The sequence below is a fragment of the Bordetella bronchiseptica genome (assembly GCF_900636925.1).
Classification (GTDB): domain Bacteria; phylum Pseudomonadota; class Gammaproteobacteria; order Burkholderiales; family Burkholderiaceae_B; genus Bordetella; species Bordetella pertussis.
Genome location: NZ_LR134326.1, coordinates 3,481,062 through 3,500,207, shown reverse-complemented (window position 1 = coordinate 3,500,207; position 19,146 = coordinate 3,481,062). Strand labels below are relative to the sequence as shown.

Here is a 19,146-nt window from a genome sequence, read left to right as displayed (position 1 = left end):
TCCGTTCTCCTCCCCCTGTGCCAGTCTCGCGCCGCCGGCGATGCGGGAAAACACCTAGTCATCTTAGTTAGATATCTATCTTGTACAACTTATATATAGAAGTTTAGAATTCATCGAAACACACCAACAACGGAGACGTCGTGAACATCACGCAAGAAATCGCCAAGCGGGTCGTGCAGACTTCGATCCGGGACCTGCCGGCCGATGCAGTGGGTTACTCCGAAACCTTGGCCATGAGCGCGCTGGGCGCGATGGCCGCCGGCCACCGCAGCGCGGGCGGCCGGGAAATCGTCGATTACGTCAAAAGCGCCGGCGGCGCCGCCCAGGCCACCGTGCTCGGCCACGGCCTGAAGACCAGCATGGAAATGGCCGGGCTGGCCAACGGCACCTTCGCCCACGCGACCGAATACGAGGACGACAGCTTCCCCGAGGCAGTGTCCAGCTACACCCTGTTCCCGGCCATCTTCGCCGTGGCCGAGCACGCCCAGGCAAGCGGCGCCCGCGTGGTGGAGGCCTTCGCCGCCGGCTACGAAGCGCAGGCGCGCATCGGCCTGGCGTGCCGCCAGGCGCGCCGCAACGGCTTCATGGTGCTGAGCCTGGCCGGGTCGATCGGCTGCGCAGCGTCGGCCGCCAAGCTGCTGGGCCTGGACGAGCGCCAGACCACCATGGCGCTCAGCCTTGCGGCCTCGCAAGGGGCGGGCATCGGCTACCAGACCGGCTCGATGGCGCACATCGTGGAAATGGGGTTCGCGGCCCGCAACGGCATCGCCGCCGCCCTGATGGCGGCCCAGGGCATGACCGGGCAGCCGGACGTGCTGGAAGCGCCGCGCGGGCTCATGAACATGATCACCGGCGACCAGGTCGAAGCGCCGGCCGCCATCATCGAGCACTGGGGCAGGCCGTACCGCCTGATGGAAATCGGCATCAAGTCCTATCCCTGCTGCTATCACCTGCAGCGCATCATCGAGACCACCGTGGACCTGCGCCACGCCGAAGGCCTGGCCGCCGCCGACATCGAGGAGATTTCGGTGGAGGTCAACGCGTTCTTCCCCACCGTTGTCCAGCACATGGAACCGCACGACGAGATCGAGGCGCAGTTCAGCCTGCCGCACGTGCTGGCCATCGCCATGCTGGAGGACCAGGTGGTGCCGGCCGGATTCTCCCAGGCGCGCATCGACGACGCGGCGTTCCAGGCATTCCGGCGCAAGGTCAAGCAGGTGGTGCGGGAAGACTGGGGCTGGACCCCCACGGGCTGGACGCCGCGCATCACCTACCGCCTGGCCGACGGCCGGGTGATCGTGCGCGAGCCCGAGCAGGCGCGCGGGCAGCCGCCGGCGCTGCTGACGTTCGACCAGTGCGTGCCCAAGTACCTGGGCTGCGTGCAGGGCATCTATCCCGAACAACAGGTCGAGCGCTCGATCGCGCTGCTGCGCGGGCTGGCCGGGCTGGACAGCGTCGCCGAGCTCATGCGGTGCCTGGCTACGCCCGCCTGATCCGCCGTCTTCCAATCAAAGAGCAAGGATGCTTGTGGTGAAAACAAAATTCTCCGATTTGACGCACGAAGACATTGATCGGATTCTCGAAATCGTGAACCGGGTCGACGACATCGACCTGCAGATCCAGGTCGACGGCCTGGGCCTGCGCGTACGCAAGGGCAATGTCGGCGCGCCGGTCGCTCTGCCGGCCGTGTCCGCGCCGGCCGCCGCCGAGGCGCCGGCTCCCGCGCCATCCCCCGCGCCGGCGGCGCAGCCCGCGGTCGCCGCGGCGGCCGCGCCCGCCGCGGCGCGGCAGGACCTGCTCAGCATCACGGCGCCCATGATAGGCCGCTTCTATGCCAAGCCATCGCCCAACGATCCCGCGTTCGTGGCGCTGGGCAGCCAGGTCGGGCCGGACGACAGCGTCTGCATTCTCGAGGTGATGAAGCTGTTCAACACGGTCAAGGCCGGCGTGGCGGGCGAAATCGTCGAGATCCTGGTGCAGGAGGGCGACATGGTCGAAGAGGGCGATGTGCTGTTCCGGGTGAAGCCGCAATGAGCCGCCGCATAGGAATCATCGACACGACGCTGCGCGACGCCCAGCAATGCCTGTGGGCGACGCGGATGACGGCCGGCATGATGGACCCGATCGCCCAGGCGCTGGACGAGGCGGGGTTCGACATGATCGATTTCATGGCCCCGGTGCAGTTCGATGTGTGCGTGCGCTACCTGCGCGAAGACCCGTTCGAGAAGGCGCGCCACTTCCGCAAGCGCTTTCGCAACACGCCCATGCGCAGCTATTGCCGCAGCAAGAGCCTGGTCGGGTTCAGCATGGTGCCCGACGACATGGTCGAGCTGTGGATCGATTGCCTGGCGGCCAACGGCTTCAGCGCGGTCGGTACGCTCGATTCGCTGCTGGACGTCGACAACATGAAAGTCAGCGTCCGGCGCGCCAAGAAGATCGGCATCAAGTCGATCGGCGCGCTGGTGTTCTGCGAAAGCCCCCTGCATACCGACGCGCTGTATGCCGGCACGGCCGCCGAGCTGGTGCGCTGCGGGGTGGACGGCATCATGCTCAAGGACTCCGGCGCCCTGCTGACGATCGAGCGCATCCGCACGCTCATCCCGGCGCTGCGCGCCGCCGTCGGCGACATCCCGATCGAGGTGCACAGCCACAGCAATACCGGCCTGGTCCAGCGCGTCTACCTGGACGCGGCCGACCTGGGCATCGACCAGCTGCATACCTCGATCGCGCCGCTGGCCGGCGGGGTGGCGCAGCCCTCCATCCAGAACATGACGCGCAATCTCGCGCAGCGCGGCTACCGCACCGACGTGGACATGGCGCGCGTCGAGGAGATCAGCGCCTATCTGCACCGGCTGGCGGCCCGCTACGACTTCCCGCTGGGCAAGCCGATGGAATACGACGAATTCCATTATCGGCACCAGATGCCGGGCGGCATGACGGAGAACTGGCGCTTCCAGTTGCGCCAGGCGGGGCTGGAGAACCGCTTCGAGGAAATCCTCGAAGAGATCGGCCGCGTGCGCGAGGACCTGGCCTGGCCGATCATGGTGACGCCGTTCTCGCAGATCATCGGCGTGCAGGCCATGCTCAACGTGGTCAACGGCGAGCGCTACCGCGCCGTGCCCGACGAAGTGAAGATGTACGCGCTGGGCCACTTCGGCAGGCTGCTGGGGCCGGTCGAACCCAACGCCCTGGACCGCATCGTCGCCAACGGCTCGCCCGATGTCGGCCTGACGCCGCAACCGAAGGACCCCGCCTTGCCGGGGCTGCGCAAGGCCAATCCCGGCATGACCGACGAAGAACTGCTGCTGCGCTACATGTTCCCGGCCGACGACGTCGAGGCGACGCTGGGCTGCAAGCCGCTGAAGCTGACCGTTCCCGCCGGCGGGCCGATCGTCAGGCTGATCGAGGAAATCCTGCCGCGCGCCGGCATACGCCATTTCGAATTGCGCAGCCAGTCCGAACACATTTCGTTCACGCGACCCTGAGCCGGTCCCGGTTTCGTTGCCACGGAGAATCCGCATGACACAGCCCGCCGCTTCCTCCCACGCCGTCATCGTGATGTACGACGCGCCCGCCGAACTGGACGCCTGGATGCACGGCGACCACTACCGCGAGGTGCTGGCCACCCCGGGCGTGACGGGCGTGCGCCGCTACGAGGTGCTGGACGGGCCGCAAGCCTGCCGCAAGTACCTCGCCGTGATCGAGACCGACGACCTGGACGCCACGCTGGCGTGGCGCGACAGCGAAGCCGGCGCGCGCTCGCAGCAGGACGCCAACCAGCGCGGCGTCGCCAACCGCCTCGGCCTGACCTGCCGGCGCATCTATTGAGATGCCCGCGACGCGCCCAACCCACCTGACCCAAGGACCACAAGAATGATCATGCCTCCCATCCTCGACATGCGGCTGCGGCCGCCCGTTCCGGCCTGGACCAAGGGTTCGGTGTTCCGCACGGCCATGCACTATCCGCGCCATAACCTGACGTTCAAGGGCGCGCGCTCGGCCTGGCTCGAGGACGTCGGGCTGCTGTTCGAGGAAATGGACTCGGCCGGCATCCGCTACGGCGTGGCCATGGGCCGGGCTTCCAGCGGGGCCGGCAATCTGGGCGGCGTGGCCAACCAGGACATCGTCGACCTGCTGGCCACCTATCCCGACCGCTTTCTCGGTTTCCTGGGCGTGGATCTGGACAACATCGCAGGCAGCCTGGCGGAGATCCGCGAGCTGGCCGGCGCTCCCGGCGTCAAGGGGATTTCCATCGAGCCCGGCTCGGCCCGGGTTCCGCGCTGGTCGGACGACAAGACCCTGGATCCGGTCTACGAACTGGCGCTGGAGCTCAAGCTGCCGGTGTCGATCTCGCTCTCCGGCCTGCTGTCGGCGCTGGCCGGCCACGATATCACCTGGTCCAGCCCGGTGTCGATCCAGCGGGTGGCCCAGCGCTACCCCGACCTGAAGATCGTGGTGTCGCACGCCGCCTGGCCCTATGCCGACGAGATGGTCGTGGTGGCGCTGGCCTGTCCCAACATCTATGTATCGCCGGACCTGTATGCGTCGACGCGCGGCATGATCTGCGCCGACAGCTACGTCAAGGGCGCGAACATGTTCCTGGAGGACCGCACCCTGTTCGGCACCGCGTATCCGGTCAAGGACATCCAGGATTCCCTGCGCGACTTCCTGCAGCTGGGCTGGCGCGAGGACATCATCCACAAGGTGCTGTGGACCAACGCCGCCCGCCTGCTGGGCGTGGACAAGTAACGCGGCGGCCAGGACGGAGGACGACGTGAAGAGGACAGCGCTGATCGCCGGACCGTACGGCATCGTGGGCAACGCGCTCGTGCAGCATCTGGCGCGCGACGCGGCCTGGGATGTCGTGACGATCTCCCGACGCCAGGAAGCGACGCTGCCCGGCGTGCGGCATATCGCGGCCGACCTGCTGGACGCGGCCCAGGCCGAGGCCGCGCTGGCCGCCTTCCCCGGCATCACGCACGTCTTCTATTGCGCCTACGCGCCGCGCCCCACCCTGGGCGAGGAGGCCGCGCCCAACCTGGCCATGCTGGCCAACCTGGTGTCGGCGGTGGACAGGCACGCGCGCGGGTTGGCGCGCGTCGTGCTGGTGCACGGAACGAAATGGTACGGCAATCACCTGGGGCCCTTCCGCACCCCGGCGCGCGAGGACGATGCGCGCCACTGCCCGCCCAATTTCTATTACGACCAGCAGGACTGGATCGCCGCGCGCCAGCGCGAGTCCGGACGCTGGAGCTGGACCGCGTTCCGGCCGCACGGCATCTTCGGCTACGCCCTGGGCAGCCCCATGAACCACCTCATGGCCCTGTCCCTGTATGCCTCGGTCATGAAGGCCGCGGCGACGCCCTTGAAGTTCCCCGGCACGCCGGCGGCCTTCGCGGCGCTCAACCAGTGCACCGACGCCCGGCTGCTGGCGCGCGCCATGGCCTGGTCGGTGGATGTCGCGGCCTGCGAGAACGAGGCCTTCAATTTCCACAACGGCGAGCCCGAGCGCTGGGCCAATCTCTGGCCGGCGGTCGCCGAGGCGTTCGGCATGCAGGCGGGGGGCGTGCAGCAGATACGCCTGGCCGCCATGATGCCGGCCAACGAAGCCGCCTGGCAGGCGATCTGCCAGCGGCAGGGGCTGCGCCATTTTCCCCTGGAGGCCTATGTCAACTGGTCGTTTGCCGATTGGGTCTATTCCAACGGCTTCGACCAGGTCTGCAGCCTGTACAAGCTCCGCCGCGCGGGATGGACGGAAATTCTTTTATTTGACGATATGCTCAAGTCTATGCTTTCGGATTTACGGCAACGGAAGCTGCTTCCAGCATAACCAGGACCCACCATGGCTCAAATGAAAGATAACAACGTCTCGAATCGCGCGACCCTCGTCCTGTATGAGAACCGCTCCATCCCGCTCTATCGGATGATCAAGGAGGAGCTGATCCGGTTCGTGCAGAAGAAGGGCATCAAGTCCGGCATGGCGCTGCCCGGCGACAACGAGCTGGCCAGCCAGTTCGGCGTCAGCGTGGGCACCGTGCGCCGGGCCATTGCCGAGCTGGTCTCGGAGCGCATCGTCATCCGGCAGCAAGGGCGCGGCACCTTCCTGGCTCCCTACGACACCAGCCGCATGCTCAATTCGTTCTGGCACATCGAGCGGCGCGATGGCGTGGTAGACGTGCCGCTGGTGTCGACGCACGGCTTTTCCCAGGCGTCGGCCACCGAGGAGGTGGCGCAGAAACTGGCGCTGCAGCCTGGCGACCCGGTCTTCGTCATCAAGAACTCGATGACGATGCAGGGCACGCCGGTGCTGCTCGACACGATTTATGTTCCGGTGCGCACGTTCGAGGGCCTGACCCGCGAGAAGCTGAGCGCGCGCGACGCCACCATCTATGACTTCTACCGCGAACAGTACGGCATCAATATCGTCAAGACGATAGACCGCGTCAGCGCGACCGTTGCCGACAAGGACACGGCCAAGCGCCTGGGTTGCAAGCTGGGCGCGCCCATGCTGCGCATCCTGCGCGTGGCGTACAGCTTTGGAGATACGCCGATCGAGTATCGCTGCAGCCTGCTCGATTCGGAGAATCACGAATACGTCGATGTCACCGGCGGAGACACCAGCCGCTACGGTTGACATCGGGAACCCTTCATTCAAGAGGCTAATCCATGAGACTGAAAAAGGTATTGATTGCGAACAGGGGAGAGATCGCCCTGCGTATCGTCCGCGCGTGCCGGGAGATGGACATACGGACAGTCCAGGTCTACTCCAGCGCGGATGAGGATTCATTGCCTGTCAGGTTGGCCGATGAAGCGGTCCCCATCGGCGGCCCCGAGCCGTCGGCAAGCTACCTGAACATCGCGGCGCTGATCGCCGCCGCGCGCGAGCATGGCTGCGACGCCATCCATCCCGGCTACGGCTTCCTGTCCGAGAACGAAGACTTTGCCCAGGCCTGCATCGACGCCGGCATCGTCTTCATCGGCCCGGACCCCGGCGCGATCCGCATGATGGGCGACAAGGCGCAGGCCCGCAAGATCGCCAAGGAGGCGGGCGTGCCCATTGTGCCGGGCTCGCCCGAGCCGGTCAGCGACGTCGAGGAGGCCATCAAGGTGGCCCGCGAGGTCGGCTATCCGTTGCTGGTCAAGGCGGCGGCGGGCGGCGGCGGGCGCGGCATGCGCGTGATCCAGGGCGAGGCGCAGCTGCGCGAGGGGCTGGAGCGCGCGTCGATGGAGGCCAAGTCGGCCTTCGGCGACGGCTCCGTCTATATCGAACGCTATATCTCGCCCGTGCGTCACGTCGAGATCCAGGTGTTCGGCGATGGCGAGGACGTCATCCACCTGGGCGAGCGGGAATGCTCGATCCAGCGCCGCCACCAGAAGCTGCTGGAGGAAAGCCCGTCGCCGGTGCTGTCCGAAGAAACGCGGCAGCGCATGGGCGAGGCGGCCTGCGCGCTGGCGCGCGCGGTCAAGTATCGCGGCGCGGGCACGCTGGAATTCGTCATGGACGGCAAGAGCGGCGAATTCTTCTTCATCGAAATGAATACGCGCATCCAGGTCGAGCATCCGGTCACGGAAGCCGTCACCGGCGTGGACCTGGTCAGGCTCCAGCTGGCGGTGGCCGCTGGCGGCAGGCTGGGCCTGCGCCAGCAGGACATCGTCATGAAGGGGCACGCGATCGAATGCCGCATCAACGCGGAGGATCCGCAGAAGGCGTTCATGCCCAGCCCGGGCACGGTCAACGATATCCGGCTGCCTTCGGGGCCGGGCGTGCGCATGGATTCGCACGTGTACCGCGGCTACAAGCTGCCGCCGTACTACGACTCGCTGCTGGGCAAGCTGATCGTCTGGGACGAGTCGCGCGAGAAAGCCATCGCCCGCATGCTGCGCGCGCTGGGCGAGCTGGAGATCGTCGGCGTGAAGACGACCAAGGAATTCCACGAACGGCTCATGCGAGACGAGGATTTCATCGCCGCCAATGTCAGCACCCAGTTCGTCAAGGAAAAGCTGTACGCCGACCACCCCATGCGCCATTTGCTCTGAGAAGGTAAGCCTCACATGTCACACGAAGAACTGCTTGTCGATTATGCCGCCCGCAAGGACCATGCGCTGGGCATGGGCGGCCCGGCCAAGCTGGAGAAGCGCCGCGCCGAAGGCGTGCTGAACGCGCGTGAACGGCTCGAGCTCCTGCTCGATCCGGGCACCTTCGAGGAAAGCGGCCTGTTCGCGGTGTCGCACCGCAAGGAAGTGGCCGAGCGCACCCCGGCCGACGGCAAGATCGCCGGCTACGGCAAGGTCCAGGCGCGCAAGGTGGCGGTGGTGGCCAACGACTTCACCGTGATGGGCGCATCCAGCTCGGTGGTCAACGGCAAGAAGATCCGCCATATGCGCGAAGTCGCCACCAAAAACGGCCTGCCGCTGATCTTCCTGGGCGAATCCACCGGCGCGCGCATGCCCGACCGCATGGGCGCCGAGGGCCGCGCGATCCTGGGGCAGGATCCCTACGAGTACCGCCGCCTGCGCGAAACCCCCTGGGTGAGCGCGCTGCTCGGGCCGTGCTACGGGTCCTCCACGTGGTACGCCTGCCTCTCGGATTTCGTCGTCATGCGCCGCGGCGCCACCATGGCGGTGGCGAGCGGGCGGGTCACGTCCAAGGCCATCCGCCAGGAGATCGACTCGGAGGAGCTCGGCGGCTGGCGCATGCACACGCAGTCCACCGGCCTGGTCGACGCGCTGGCGGAAACCGACGAGGAAGCGCTGGAGATCGTCAAGAAGTGGCTGGCCTATTTTCCCAGCAACCAGAACGAGCCGCCGCCGCGCCAGGCCGTCACGCCGGAAAGCGTTCCCGACACCGGGGCGATCCTGCAGCACGTGCCGACCGACAGCAACAAGGTCTATGACGTGCGCAAGGCGATCGACTGCATCGTCGACCGCGACAGCGTGATGGAGCTCAAGGCCAGGTTCGGCCGTTCCATCTGCACCATGGTCGCGCGCCTGGACGGCCATCCGGTCGGCATCCTGGCGAGCAACCCGATGTTCAAGGGCGGGGCGATCGACGTGGACGCCTGCAACAAGGCCATCTCGTTCCTGGTGCTGTGCGACTCGTTCAACATCCCGCTGGTGTTCCTGGTCGACCAGCCGGGCTTCCTGATCGGCATCGAGGGCGAGCGGCGCGCCGCGCCGGGCCGGATCATGAACTGGATGAACGCGATCTCGCTGGTCACCGTGCCCAAGATCTCGGTGATCATGCGCAAGAGCTATGGCCAGGCCTACCTGAACATGGGCGGCGGCAGGAACTCCGACGAAGTGCTGGCCTGGCCCAGCGCGGACCTGGGCTTCATGGCGCCCGGCGTCGGCGCCAACGTGCTGTTCGGCGTCAACGAGCAGGACGACCCCGAGCGCTATCGCGAACTGGTGGCGCAACTGTCCAAGGACACCTCGGCCTGGGGGCTGGCCGCCCTGTACGAAACGCATGCGGTGATCGATCCGCGCGAGACGCGCGCGCATCTCATCCGCCTGCTGGACATCCATCGCGGCGCGCAGGGCCGCCGCATCGGACAGCACCTGCTGTCGAACTGGCCCACTACCTATTGAGCGACCGGCGCGCCGGTCCAAACCTTATCGAGAGTCGAGCACATCATGGCCAATGTAGAAGTGATTTCGGAAGTCAGCGGTTCCGTGTGGAAAGTGCTGGTGGCGGCGGGCGACACGGTCGCCGAAGACCAGGAGATCGCCATCCTGGAATCCATGAAGATGGAGATCCCGGTGCTGGCGCCGTGCGGCGGCACCATCGGCGACCTGCGCATGGAGGTGGGCGCGCCGGTGGGCGAAGGCGACGTGATCGCGGTGATCAGCGAATGAGCCCCGCGCCCATGGACCAGCGCGAGCTCTCGTCCATCCTGCGCCAGGCCCTGGAGGCGGGGCGCGGCGCGCTCGACGAACCGACCGGCAAGCGCATCCTCGCCGGCCACGGCATCGCCGTGCCCAAGTCCGTGGTGCTGCCCGCCGACGCGTCGTTCGCGCAGGTCGAGGGCCAGTTGGCCCAACCCTATGTCCTGAAGCTGGTCTCGCCCGACGTGATCCACAAGACCGAGATGGGCGGGGTGCGGCTCAACCTGGCCAGCCCGGCGGCGCTGCGGCAGGCGGCCGACGAGATGCGTCAGCGCGTCGAGCAGGCCGGCGCGCGGGTCGAGGGCTGGCTGGTCGAGGAAATGGCCGAGCCCGGCGTGGAAGTGGTGGTGGGCGGACTGCGCGATCCCGAGTTCGGTCCGATGGTGATGATCGGCCTGGGCGGCATTTTCGTCGAGATCTTCAAGGACGTGGCGTTTCGCATCTGCCCGGTCACGCGCGAGGACGCGCTCGACATGATAGGGGAGTTGCGAAGCAGCCCCTTGCTCGCGGGCGCGCGCGGCAAGCAGGCGGTCAGCATCGACGCGCTGGTCGAGACCATCCTGCGCGTGGGCGGCGAAGGCGGCGTGCTGCTGGCCGGCCAGCCCGAGGTGGCCGAGCTGGACATCAATCCGCTCATCGTATCGCCGCGCGGCGCCGTCGCGGTCGACGCCCGATTCATCCTGACGCAGTGAGAGCAGCATGACTGAACCCAAGATTCTCGATTCGCTTTTCCAGCCGAAAAGCATCGCCGTTGTCGGCGCGTCGGCCTCGACGGTGTCCGGCGGCAACCGCTTCATCCGCAACCTGCGCGCTTTCGGCTATGCCGGGCCGATCTATCCGGTGCACCCCAGCGCCGGCGAGATCGAGGGCCTGCCGGTCTTCGCGTCGCTGGAGGCCTTGCCGGAGACGGTCGATTACGCCTACGTGGCGACGGCCGCCGAGCGGGTGCCCGGGGTGATACGCAGCGGGCGCGGCAAAGTGCGCGTGGCCCAGGTCATGTCCAGCGGGTTCGGCGAGACCCAGGAAGGCGACGCGCTGCAGCGGGATCTGCTGGCCGCGGCGCGCGACGCCAACGTGCGCGTGGTGGGCCCGAACTGCCTGGGGGTGTATTCGCCGCGCGCGCGCGTCAGCTTCACCCGCCGCGTCACCGACGAGGCGGGCCATGTCGGCGTGGTCTGCCAGAGCGGCGGGCTGGGCACCGACATCATCCGGCGCGGCCAGCAGCGCGGCCTGCGTTTCAGCGGCCTGGTCACCATCGGCAACGCCGTCGATGTCAGCGCCTCGGAACTGCTGGAGTATTTCCTGGCGGACGAGCAGACGCGCGTCATAGGCATGTATCTCGAAAGCGCCCGCGATGGACGCCGCCTGTTCGAGGTGCTGCGCCAGGCGGGATGCCGCAAGCCGGTGGTCCTGCTCAAGGGCGGCGGCACCGCGCAGGGACGGCGCGCCGCGTCTTCGCACACCGGCGCGCTGGCCGGCAGCGAACAGGCGTGGGCCGCGCTGGGCAAGCAGACCGGCATGCCCATCGTCGACACGCTGGACGAGTTCCTCGACGTGCTGCTGCTGTGCCAGTGCCTGCTGCCCCGCTCCCAGCCGACGCGCACCGTCGCCTTGTTCGGCAACGGCGGCGGCACCAGCGTGCTGGGCACCGACGCCTGCGGCCGCGCCGGCTTCGCGGTGCCGCCGTTCGCGGCGGACACGCTGGCGGCATTGGAGGCGCTCAAGCTGCCGGCAGGCTCGTCGGTGCTCAATCCGGTGGACGTGCCGGCCGGCGCCCTGCAGCAGAACGAGGGCAGGGCGGCGACGGATATCGTGCGCATCCTCGCGCAGGACGACAGCATCGACGCCGTCATCATCCACGCCAACATGACGGTGATCACCGACTTCCAGCACGTGGACATGCTGAAGAACATCATCGCCGCCGTGACGCAGGCCAGGCAGCACGGCCGCGGCGTGGCGCACCTCATCCTGGTGCTGCGCTCGGACGGCGACGCGGAGATCGAGGAAAGAAAACGCGGTTACCGGCGCGATTCCGTGCAGGCGGGCATTCCCGTGTTCAACGAGATTGCCGAGGCAGCCAAGGCCCTGGCCTGCCTGCGCGTCATCGAGGCCGTGCGTTGCCGGCGTGCGCAACCGTCGATCCCCGTGGATGGACGGTCGCGGTCCGCGCCGGAGTCTGCCAGTCAGGCGTCCTGACCAAACGGACCCAATACATAAAAACCTAGGAGACAAACATGAAGCTCAAGATGTTGGCCGCGGCCTGCGCCGCGGCGGCGGTGTCGTTGCTTACGCCGGCCTCGGCCGTCCATGCCCAGGGCAAGCCCGCCAAGGTGCTCAAGCTGGCACACGGCGCCACGGAGAACCAGGCGGTGGGCATGGCCTTCCTCAAGTTCGCCGAGCTGGTCAAGGAGAAGTCCGGCGGCACGCTGGCCATCGAGACCCACCTGGCCGGCTCGCTGTACAACGAGCGCACCTCCATCGAGGCGGTGCTCAATGGCGCGGTGGACCTGGGCGGCGGCTCGAACGCCAACTGGGGGGCGTTTACCCGCACGCTGATCTTCATGGACCTGCCGTACGTGTTCAAGGACGAGGCGGCGTTCGAGAAGGCCATGGCGGGCCAGGTCGGCGAGGAAATCCGCCAGCGCTTCGAGCGCGACGGCTTCAAGCTGCTGATGCTGCTGAACAACGGCGGCTTTCGCCATGTCGTCAATACCAAGAAGCAGCTCAAGGTGCCGGGCGACCTGGCGGGCCTGAAGATCCGCACCACGGCGTCCCCGGTCGAAATCGCCATGTTCAAGAACTGGGGCGCCATTCCCACATCGGTGGACTGGGCCGAGGTCTACAACGCCCTGAGCTCCGGGGTGGTGGACGGCGAGTTCGTGATGCCGACCTGGCTGGCGACGGCCAAGCACTACGAAGTGCTCAAGTACGCCACCGCCAACGACGCGGTGATCGGCGTACAGACCCTGGTGATGCGCAAGGACAGGTTCGCCAAGCTGCCGGCCGAAAGCCAGAAGGCCATCCTGGAGGCGTCCCGCGAGGCCGAGGCATACGGCAACCGGATCGACCATGACATGGCGGCCAAGGCCCTGGCCTATGCGGAAAGCCAGGGGGTGAAGGTCTACCATCCGAGCGCCGAGGAAATGACGCAGTGGCGCACGACCGGCCAGCAGATCTGGAAGCAGTTCGAGGGCCAGCTGGACAAGACGCTGTTCCAGCAAGTCCTGGATGCGCAGAAGTAGCGCCTGGCCCGCCAGGCCTTGCACAGGCATCCCGCCAGGGCGCCGTGGCATGCGATCCGGCATGCCGCGGCCGGCCCAGACCGCTGACGAGGAGACAAAACCATGGCTGAACTGTCCGAACGACGGGAGTACCAAACCATGAACCGCAAACAGGGCGCCGCCGCGCTGACCACCAGGGTGCTGGTCGGATTTCCCAGGATGGTGCTGGCGGGCCTGCTGGCACTGCTGATCATTTTCCTGGTGATGTCCGTCATCAGCCGCTATTTCATGCAACTGGGCACGCCCTGGTCCGATGAGTTCGCCCGCATCCTGTTTGCCTGGATCGTGATGGTGGGCTTTGCCGTCGCCGTGCAGCAGCGCGCCAACGTGGCCGTCGACATCCTGGTCGAACAGGCCGGGCCGCGCATGAAACGCGCCCTCTACATCCTGCAGGACGCACTGATCCTGGTGTTTTCGGTGGTGTTCACCTACGCCGCCTACCAGACCGTGCAATTCGCAAGCATCCAGACGCTGCCCGGCCTGGGCATCACGATAGGCTGGCTGTACAGCAGCTGCGTGGCCGCCGGGGTGCTGATGGTGGTCTACGCCACCCTGATGCTCATCCAGACGCTGCGGGGCCAGCGCCAGCCGCCCCATTACGAGGCCGGCGGAGATCTCTGATCCCCGGAGGACATCCTATGACTATCGCCATTCTCTCGTTCTCCTTCGTACTGCTGGTACTGGTCGGCATGCCGATCAGTTTCGCCATGGGCATTTCGTCGCTGCTGGCGATGCTCTACCAGAGCGACCTGCCCATCAACCTGCTGGTGCACCGCACCGTGATGGGTATCGATTCGTTCGTCCTGCTGGCCATTCCGCTGTTCATCTTCGCCGGCTCCATCATGGAGCAGGGCGGCATCTCCGAGCGGCTGGTCCGTTTCGCCTATACCTTGCTCGGCCGCTTTCGCGGCGGCCTGCCCATGGTGGTGGTGGGGTCCACCATGCTGCAGTCCGGCATTTCGGGCTCGACCGTCGCGGACGTTTCCGCGATGTCGGCGATGACCCTCAAGCCGCTGGAGAACGAAGGCTATCCACGCCCGTACAGCCTGTCGGTGATCGGCGCATCGTGCGCGTTCTCCATCCTCATCCCGCCCTGCATCCTGATGGTGGTCGTGGCGGCCGTGGCCAATACCTCGGTGGTCGCCGTGTTCGCCGCGGGCGTGGTGCCGGCCGTCGTCATCGGCCTGATGTTCTTCGCCTTCATCCACATCCAGGCACGCCTGCAGAACATGCCGCGCGGCGAAGCCTACTCGTTCGTGGCCATCCTCAAGGGCCTGAAGGACGCGCTGTTCGCGCTGGGCGTGCCCATCCTCATCTTCGGCGGCATACGCATGGGCGTGGCCACCGTCACCGAGATGGCGGCCTTCGCCGTGGTGTACTCGCTGCTGGTGGGCGGGCTGGTCTACCGCCGGCTGAGCTGGCGCGGCATCTACCAGGCGCTGGTCGACACCTGCGTGGCGACCGGCGTGATCTGCCTGCTGATGGGGTTCGCCATGATCTTCGGCTACCTGCTGGCGACCGAAGGGGTGCCGGGCGCGGTGGCGCAATGGATACGCGACAACCACATCAGCCCCTGGGGCGTCATGCTGATCACGGCGCTGATCTTCGTGTTCATCGGCGCGGTGCTCGAGGGCGCGCCCGCCGTGCTGATCTTCGTGCCCATCCTGCTGCCCGTGGTGCGCGAGCTGGGCATCGACGTGGTGCATTGGCTGACCGTCGTGGTGCTGGCCTCGGGCATCGGGCTGTTCGTGCCGCCCACCGGGCTGGCGGTGCTGGTGGCATGCAGCGTGGGGCGGGTCAGCATGCAGGCCATCATCCGGCCGCTGATTCCCTTCCTGCTGCTGCTTCTGGCCGGCCTGGCGGTGATCATGGCCTTTCCGGTCATCTCGATCGGCCTGCCGCGCGCCATGGGCATTCCGTGGTAGGGCGCCGCGGCCATGCGCGCGGCTGATCCGGACAGCCCGTACAGCTGGGCGGTGGCGGCGGCCACGCTGGTGCTGGCCTCGCTCAGCTTCGGCGCCGCCAACTCGCTGCCCATGCTGTTTCCCGAGCTCTCGGCCGAGTTCGGCTGGGACGGCGGCAGCGTGGCCTCGCTGTATGGCGCCACCATGGCCGGCGCGGCGGTGTCGTCCCTGCTGATGGGGCGGCTGCTCGATCGCATCGGTTTCTTTCCGATCGGCGTGGTGGCGACGCTGGCGATGTGCGGCGGGATGGCGCTGGCCAGCGTGGCGACGGCGCGCTGGCAGTTCTACCTGATCTACGCGGTGCTGATAGGCGGCCTGGGCCAGGGGGCGTTTCTCAGCACCGTCGCCGCGGCGGTGTCGCAATGGTTCCTGCGCAGCCGGTCGCTGGCGGTGGCCATTGCCCTGTGCGGACAGGGCGTGGGCGGCCTGCTGGTGCCGCCGCTGCTGCGCGCCGTCAGCGGCGGGCACGGCTGGCGCGACGCGCTGCTGGCCTACGCGGCCGTCGCGGTGGTCGCGATGCTGGCCGCCATGGCGCTGTACATGCCGCGCCCGCCGGTCGGCCTGGGCAGGCCCCGGTCCCTGGCCGGCCCGCCTGCCGGCGCGGCCGCGCCGGATGGCGGCCGGCTGATCGTGTGGCTGGCGCTGGCGCTGCTCCTGGCCAATTCGGCCGCGGCGGGCGTGGCCTCGCACCTGGTTTCGTACGGCGCGCAGGCCGGCCTGTCGCCGGTGCGCGCGGGCGCCCTGATGTCGGCGCACTACGGGCTCGTGCTGGTCGCCCGGCTGGCGATCGGCTATTCGCTCGACCGCCTGGACAAGTACGCCGTGCTGCTGGCGACCACCGCCATCCAGATCGTGGGCGCGCTGCTGCTGCAGTTCACCGACTCCATCGCCATGGTGGTGACCGGCGCGGCCGCCATCGGCATCGGCTTCGGCGGCTACTACCCGGCCTACGGCGCGCTGGTGCAGGGCCATTATCCCAAGGAGCAGGTCGGCCGGCGCCTGACCGAGCTGTATCTGGCCAGCTTCATCGCGGCCGGCTTCGGGACCTGGCTGGTGGGCACGCTGTTCGATCTGCGCGGCGGCCGTTTCGACCTGGCTTTCTTTGCCGCCTTGCTGCTGAGCATGCTGGCGCTGGGCATCGTGCTGGCGTGCAAGTCACGCATTGCCGGGCACGGCGGCGCGAAGCGGCTGGCGCTGCCCGCGCAACGCTAGGCCGCGGGAACAACAGCTGTTCCCGCGGCGGGCTTGCGCCGCAGGCGGCGCGCGCGGCACGATCGCTTCCACGTCGCACGACAGGCACGGGAGGCCAGCCATGGAGCAGCAGCACACCATCGTCATCATCGGCGCCGGGCAGGCCGGCGGCTGGGCCGCGCGGACGCTGCGCGCCGAGGGCTATGCCGGCCGCGTGCTGCTGTGCGGCGACGAAACCGCGCCGCCCTACGAGCGGCCGCCCTTGTCCAAGGAGCAACTGGCGGCGCAGGCGCCGGCCTTGCCCAGCCTGATGGACGCGGCGCAGCTGGCCGAGCTGCATATCGACTGGCTCGGCGGCGCGGCCGCCACGCGGATCGACCGCGCCGGCCGCCGGGTGCTGCTGGGCGACGGGCAGGCGTTGCGCTACGACGCGCTGATCCTGTGCACGGGCGGGCGGCCCAGGCTGCCGCCGCTGCCCGGCGCGGACCTGCCCTGCGTCCATACCTTGCGCACCATCGACGATGCCGCCCGTCTGCGCGCGGCCTTCGACGGCGCGCCGCGCGTCGCGGTGCTGGGCGGAGGGTGGATAGGGCTGGAAGTGGCGGCCGCGGCGCGCCAGCGGGGGTGTGCGGTGGTGCTGCTCGAAGCCGCCGACCGCCTGTGCGCCCGCAGCGGCCCGGGGCTGCTGTCCGAGACGCTGGCGCGGCTGCATGCCGGCCAGGGGGTGGACCTGCGCCTGAACGCCCGGGTCCAGCGCATCGACGCGCATGGGCGCGGCTGCCGGCTGGCGCTGGCCGATGGCCAGGGGATCGAAGCCGACATCGTGGTCGCGGGCGTGGGGTTGGTGCGCAACGACGAGCTGGCAAGACAGGCCGGGCTGGCCTGCGATCACGGGGTGATCGTCGACGGCGCCTGCCGCACGTCGGACCCGGATATCTACGCCGCGGGCGACGTCGCGGTGATGGCGCGGCCGGATGGGAAGCTGGCGGGCCTGGAATCCTGGCAGAACGCGCAGGACCAGGGCATCGCGGCGGCCCGCGCCGCGCTGGGCCAGGCGGTGCGCTACGCGCCGCTGCCGTTTTTCTGGTCGCAGCAGTACGACACCTTGGTGCAGATGGCCGGCGCCAGCGAACCGGGCGCCGCGCTGGTGCTGCGCCAGGGCGGGCCGGCGCAGCTGCTCTGCGTGGAGATGCGCGCCGATGGCAGGGCGGCGGCCGTGCTGGGCGTCAATGCGGCGCGCGAGTTCCGCCAGCTGCGCAAATACATCGCCGAAGGCGCGCGCCTGGATGCGCGGCGTCTGGCCGACCCGCGCTCGCCGCTGGCCGGCGCCGTGCTGGGCGAGGCTGCCGCATAGCACCGCCGGCGGGAATAACACCTGTTCCATGGCGATGCTTGCCGCCGGGCGGCCGCTGCCCCAACATCCCTTGCCAGACATCCCTGGGGAGACGCGCAATGAACATGGACGAGACCCAAGCGCTGGTTGCCGTGGTCTACCGATTTTTCAGCGGCCTGGACCGGCGCGACAACGAGGCGGTGGCCGGCCTGATGGCCGATGACGGCGTGTGGAACCGCCAGGGGACGGAACTGGTCGGCCCCGACGCGGTGCGCGCGGCCCTGGCGCAGCGCGACCCGCGCCGCCAGACCGCCCATATCGTCTCGAACCTGTGGATCGAGCAGGCCACGCCGGACAGCGCGCGCGTGCGCTTCTACATGACGGCCTACGAAACCCTCACCTCGCCCGACGGGGTGGTCGGCGAGCCGCGCATGCTGGGCGTGCGCGACTGCGTCGACGAGCTGGCGCGCGTCGGCGGCGCCTGGCGCATCGCGCGCAAGCAGAGCCGCCGCCTGCTGCCGGCGGAATGAATCCCGAACAACCCCGCACCGGAGACATGGCCGTGCTTGACGACGCCCTGCTGGACACGCTTGCGCGCGAACTGTACGAAGCCGAGCAGACGCGCACCCCGATCCGCCAGCTGTCGCTGCGCCACCCGGCGCTGACGATCGAGGATGCCTACGCGATCCAGCGCAAGTGGGTGGCGCTGAAGATCGCCGCGGGCAACCCGCTCAAGGGCCACAAGATCGGCCTGACCTCGCGTGCCATGCAGGCGGCGATCGGCATCGACGAGCCGGACTACGGCGCCTTGCTGGACGACATGTTCTTCGCCGACGGGACGACCATCCCGGCCGGCCGTTTCATTGCGCCGCGGGTCGAGGTGGAGCTGGCCTTCATCATGGGCAGGCGGCTGGAGGGGCCCGACGTCACGCTGTTCGACGTGCTGGAGGCAGCGCGCTATGTCACGCCGGCCCTGGAAATCCTCGACGCGCGCGTGCAGATGGTGGACCCGCAGACGCGCGCCACCCGCAAGGTGACCGACACCATCTCCGACAACGCGGCCAATGCCGGCGTGGTCCTGGGCGGGCGTCCGGTGCGCGTGGACGAGGTCGACCTGCGCCGCGTCGGCGCGATCCTCATGCGCAACGCCGTGGTCGAGGAAACCGGGCTGGCCGCCGGCGTGCTCAACCATCCCGCCAACGGCGTGGCGTGGCTGGCCAGGAAACTGTCGGCGCATGGCATCGCGCTGGAAAAGGACCAGGTCATCATGGCCGGCTCGTTCACCCGGCCGGTGCACGCGGCCAGCGGCGATACCCTGTCGGCCGATTACGGGCCGCTGGGCACGGTCAGCTGCCATTTCGCCTGACGGCAAGCGCCGATCAGGGGAAACCATGAGGCGCGGCCGAGCGTTGCGCGCTTGGGCTAGACTGTGCCCAGACCGGCGCGGCGCATTCCATCGCAGCCGACCCCATCGCGCTTGAGATGCAGGCGC

At 68.2% G+C, this 19,146-nt stretch carries 19 protein-coding genes; all 19 read left to right on the top strand.

Annotated features, from left to right (window positions below; all coding sequences use genetic code 11):
- Positions 1-140: 140 nt before the first annotated feature.
- The 19 genes from EL288_RS16305 (at position 141) to hpaH (ending at position 19,020) form a co-directional block, all read left to right on the top strand.
- Positions 141-1,493 (top strand): MmgE/PrpD family protein, encoded by a 1,353-nt coding sequence (locus tag EL288_RS16305; protein ID WP_003809783.1) that lies wholly within the window; start codon positions 141-143, stop codon positions 1,491-1,493.
- Between the two features lie 28 nt (positions 1,494-1,521).
- On the top strand, positions 1,522-2,034 hold the full coding sequence (accB, locus tag EL288_RS16300) for an acetyl-CoA carboxylase biotin carboxyl carrier protein (RefSeq protein ID WP_010928404.1): 513 nt from the start codon (positions 1,522-1,524) through the stop codon (positions 2,032-2,034).
- A complete protein-coding gene (locus EL288_RS16295) occupies positions 2,031-3,485 on the top strand; it encodes a carboxylase (RefSeq protein ID WP_003819989.1) in 1,455 nt (484 codons plus the stop codon). Before accB ends, EL288_RS16295 begins: the two co-directional genes overlap by 4 nt.
- Positions 3,486-3,519: 34 nt before the next feature.
- Positions 3,520-3,828, top strand: coding sequence for a DUF4286 family protein (locus tag EL288_RS16290; RefSeq protein ID WP_003809789.1), 309 nt, complete (start codon positions 3,520-3,522; stop codon positions 3,826-3,828).
- Between the two features lie 45 nt (positions 3,829-3,873).
- Positions 3,874-4,749 (top strand): amidohydrolase family protein, encoded by an 876-nt coding sequence (locus tag EL288_RS16285; RefSeq protein ID WP_003809791.1) that lies wholly within the window; start codon positions 3,874-3,876, stop codon positions 4,747-4,749.
- A 25-nt stretch (positions 4,750-4,774) separates the two neighbouring features.
- Positions 4,775-5,830 (top strand): SDR family oxidoreductase, encoded by a 1,056-nt coding sequence (locus tag EL288_RS16280; RefSeq protein WP_003809793.1) that lies wholly within the window; start codon positions 4,775-4,777, stop codon positions 5,828-5,830.
- Between the two features lie 12 nt (positions 5,831-5,842).
- Positions 5,843-6,634, top strand: coding sequence for a GntR family transcriptional regulator (locus tag EL288_RS16275; RefSeq protein ID WP_003809795.1), 792 nt, complete (start codon positions 5,843-5,845; stop codon positions 6,632-6,634).
- A gap of 32 nt (positions 6,635-6,666) precedes the next feature.
- Positions 6,667-8,037 (top strand): acetyl-CoA carboxylase biotin carboxylase subunit, encoded by a 1,371-nt coding sequence (gene accC / locus EL288_RS16270; protein WP_003809797.1) that lies wholly within the window; start codon positions 6,667-6,669, stop codon positions 8,035-8,037.
- 15 nt (positions 8,038-8,052) lie between these two features.
- A complete protein-coding gene (locus EL288_RS16265; RefSeq protein WP_003809800.1) occupies positions 8,053-9,588 on the top strand; it encodes an acyl-CoA carboxylase subunit beta in 1,536 nt (511 codons plus the stop codon).
- A 45-nt stretch (positions 9,589-9,633) separates the two neighbouring features.
- A complete protein-coding gene (locus tag EL288_RS16260; RefSeq protein ID WP_003809801.1) occupies positions 9,634-9,855 on the top strand; it encodes an acetyl-CoA carboxylase biotin carboxyl carrier protein subunit in 222 nt (73 codons plus the stop codon).
- Positions 9,852-10,577: an acetate--CoA ligase family protein gene (locus EL288_RS16255; protein ID WP_003809803.1), complete on the top strand. Its 726-nt coding sequence runs from the start codon at positions 9,852-9,854 to the stop codon at positions 10,575-10,577. Before EL288_RS16260 ends, EL288_RS16255 begins: the two co-directional genes overlap by 4 nt.
- A gap of 7 nt (positions 10,578-10,584) precedes the next feature.
- Positions 10,585-12,081 (top strand): acetate--CoA ligase family protein, encoded by a 1,497-nt coding sequence (locus EL288_RS16250; RefSeq protein WP_010926194.1) that lies wholly within the window; start codon positions 10,585-10,587, stop codon positions 12,079-12,081.
- Positions 12,082-12,119: 38 nt separating this feature from the next.
- On the top strand, positions 12,120-13,127 hold the full coding sequence (locus tag EL288_RS16245; protein WP_003809807.1) for a TRAP transporter substrate-binding protein: 1,008 nt from the start codon (positions 12,120-12,122) through the stop codon (positions 13,125-13,127).
- 102 nt (positions 13,128-13,229) lie between these two features.
- Complete coding sequence (locus EL288_RS16240) at positions 13,230-13,787, top strand: TRAP transporter small permease (protein WP_003809809.1); 558 nt, start codon at positions 13,230-13,232, stop codon at positions 13,785-13,787.
- A 17-nt stretch (positions 13,788-13,804) separates the two neighbouring features.
- The gene (locus EL288_RS16235) at positions 13,805-15,091 is read left to right on the top strand and encodes a TRAP transporter large permease (RefSeq protein ID WP_003809811.1); all 1,287 of its coding nucleotides are present in this window, start codon (positions 13,805-13,807) and stop codon (positions 15,089-15,091) included.
- Between the two features lie 12 nt (positions 15,092-15,103).
- A complete protein-coding gene (locus EL288_RS16230) occupies positions 15,104-16,342 on the top strand; it encodes an MFS transporter (protein ID WP_033451983.1) in 1,239 nt (412 codons plus the stop codon).
- Positions 16,343-16,442: 100 nt separating this feature from the next.
- Positions 16,443-17,675 (top strand): NAD(P)/FAD-dependent oxidoreductase, encoded by a 1,233-nt coding sequence (locus EL288_RS16225; RefSeq protein ID WP_003809817.1) that lies wholly within the window; start codon positions 16,443-16,445, stop codon positions 17,673-17,675.
- Between the two features lie 104 nt (positions 17,676-17,779).
- Entirely contained in the window at positions 17,780-18,184 is a 405-nt protein-coding gene (locus EL288_RS16220) for a nuclear transport factor 2 family protein (RefSeq protein WP_226376534.1), read from the top strand.
- 26 nt (positions 18,185-18,210) lie between these two features.
- On the top strand, positions 18,211-19,020 hold the full coding sequence (gene hpaH, locus EL288_RS16215) for a 2-oxo-hept-4-ene-1,7-dioate hydratase (RefSeq protein WP_003809822.1): 810 nt from the start codon (positions 18,211-18,213) through the stop codon (positions 19,018-19,020).
- Positions 19,021-19,146 lie beyond the last annotated feature (126 nt).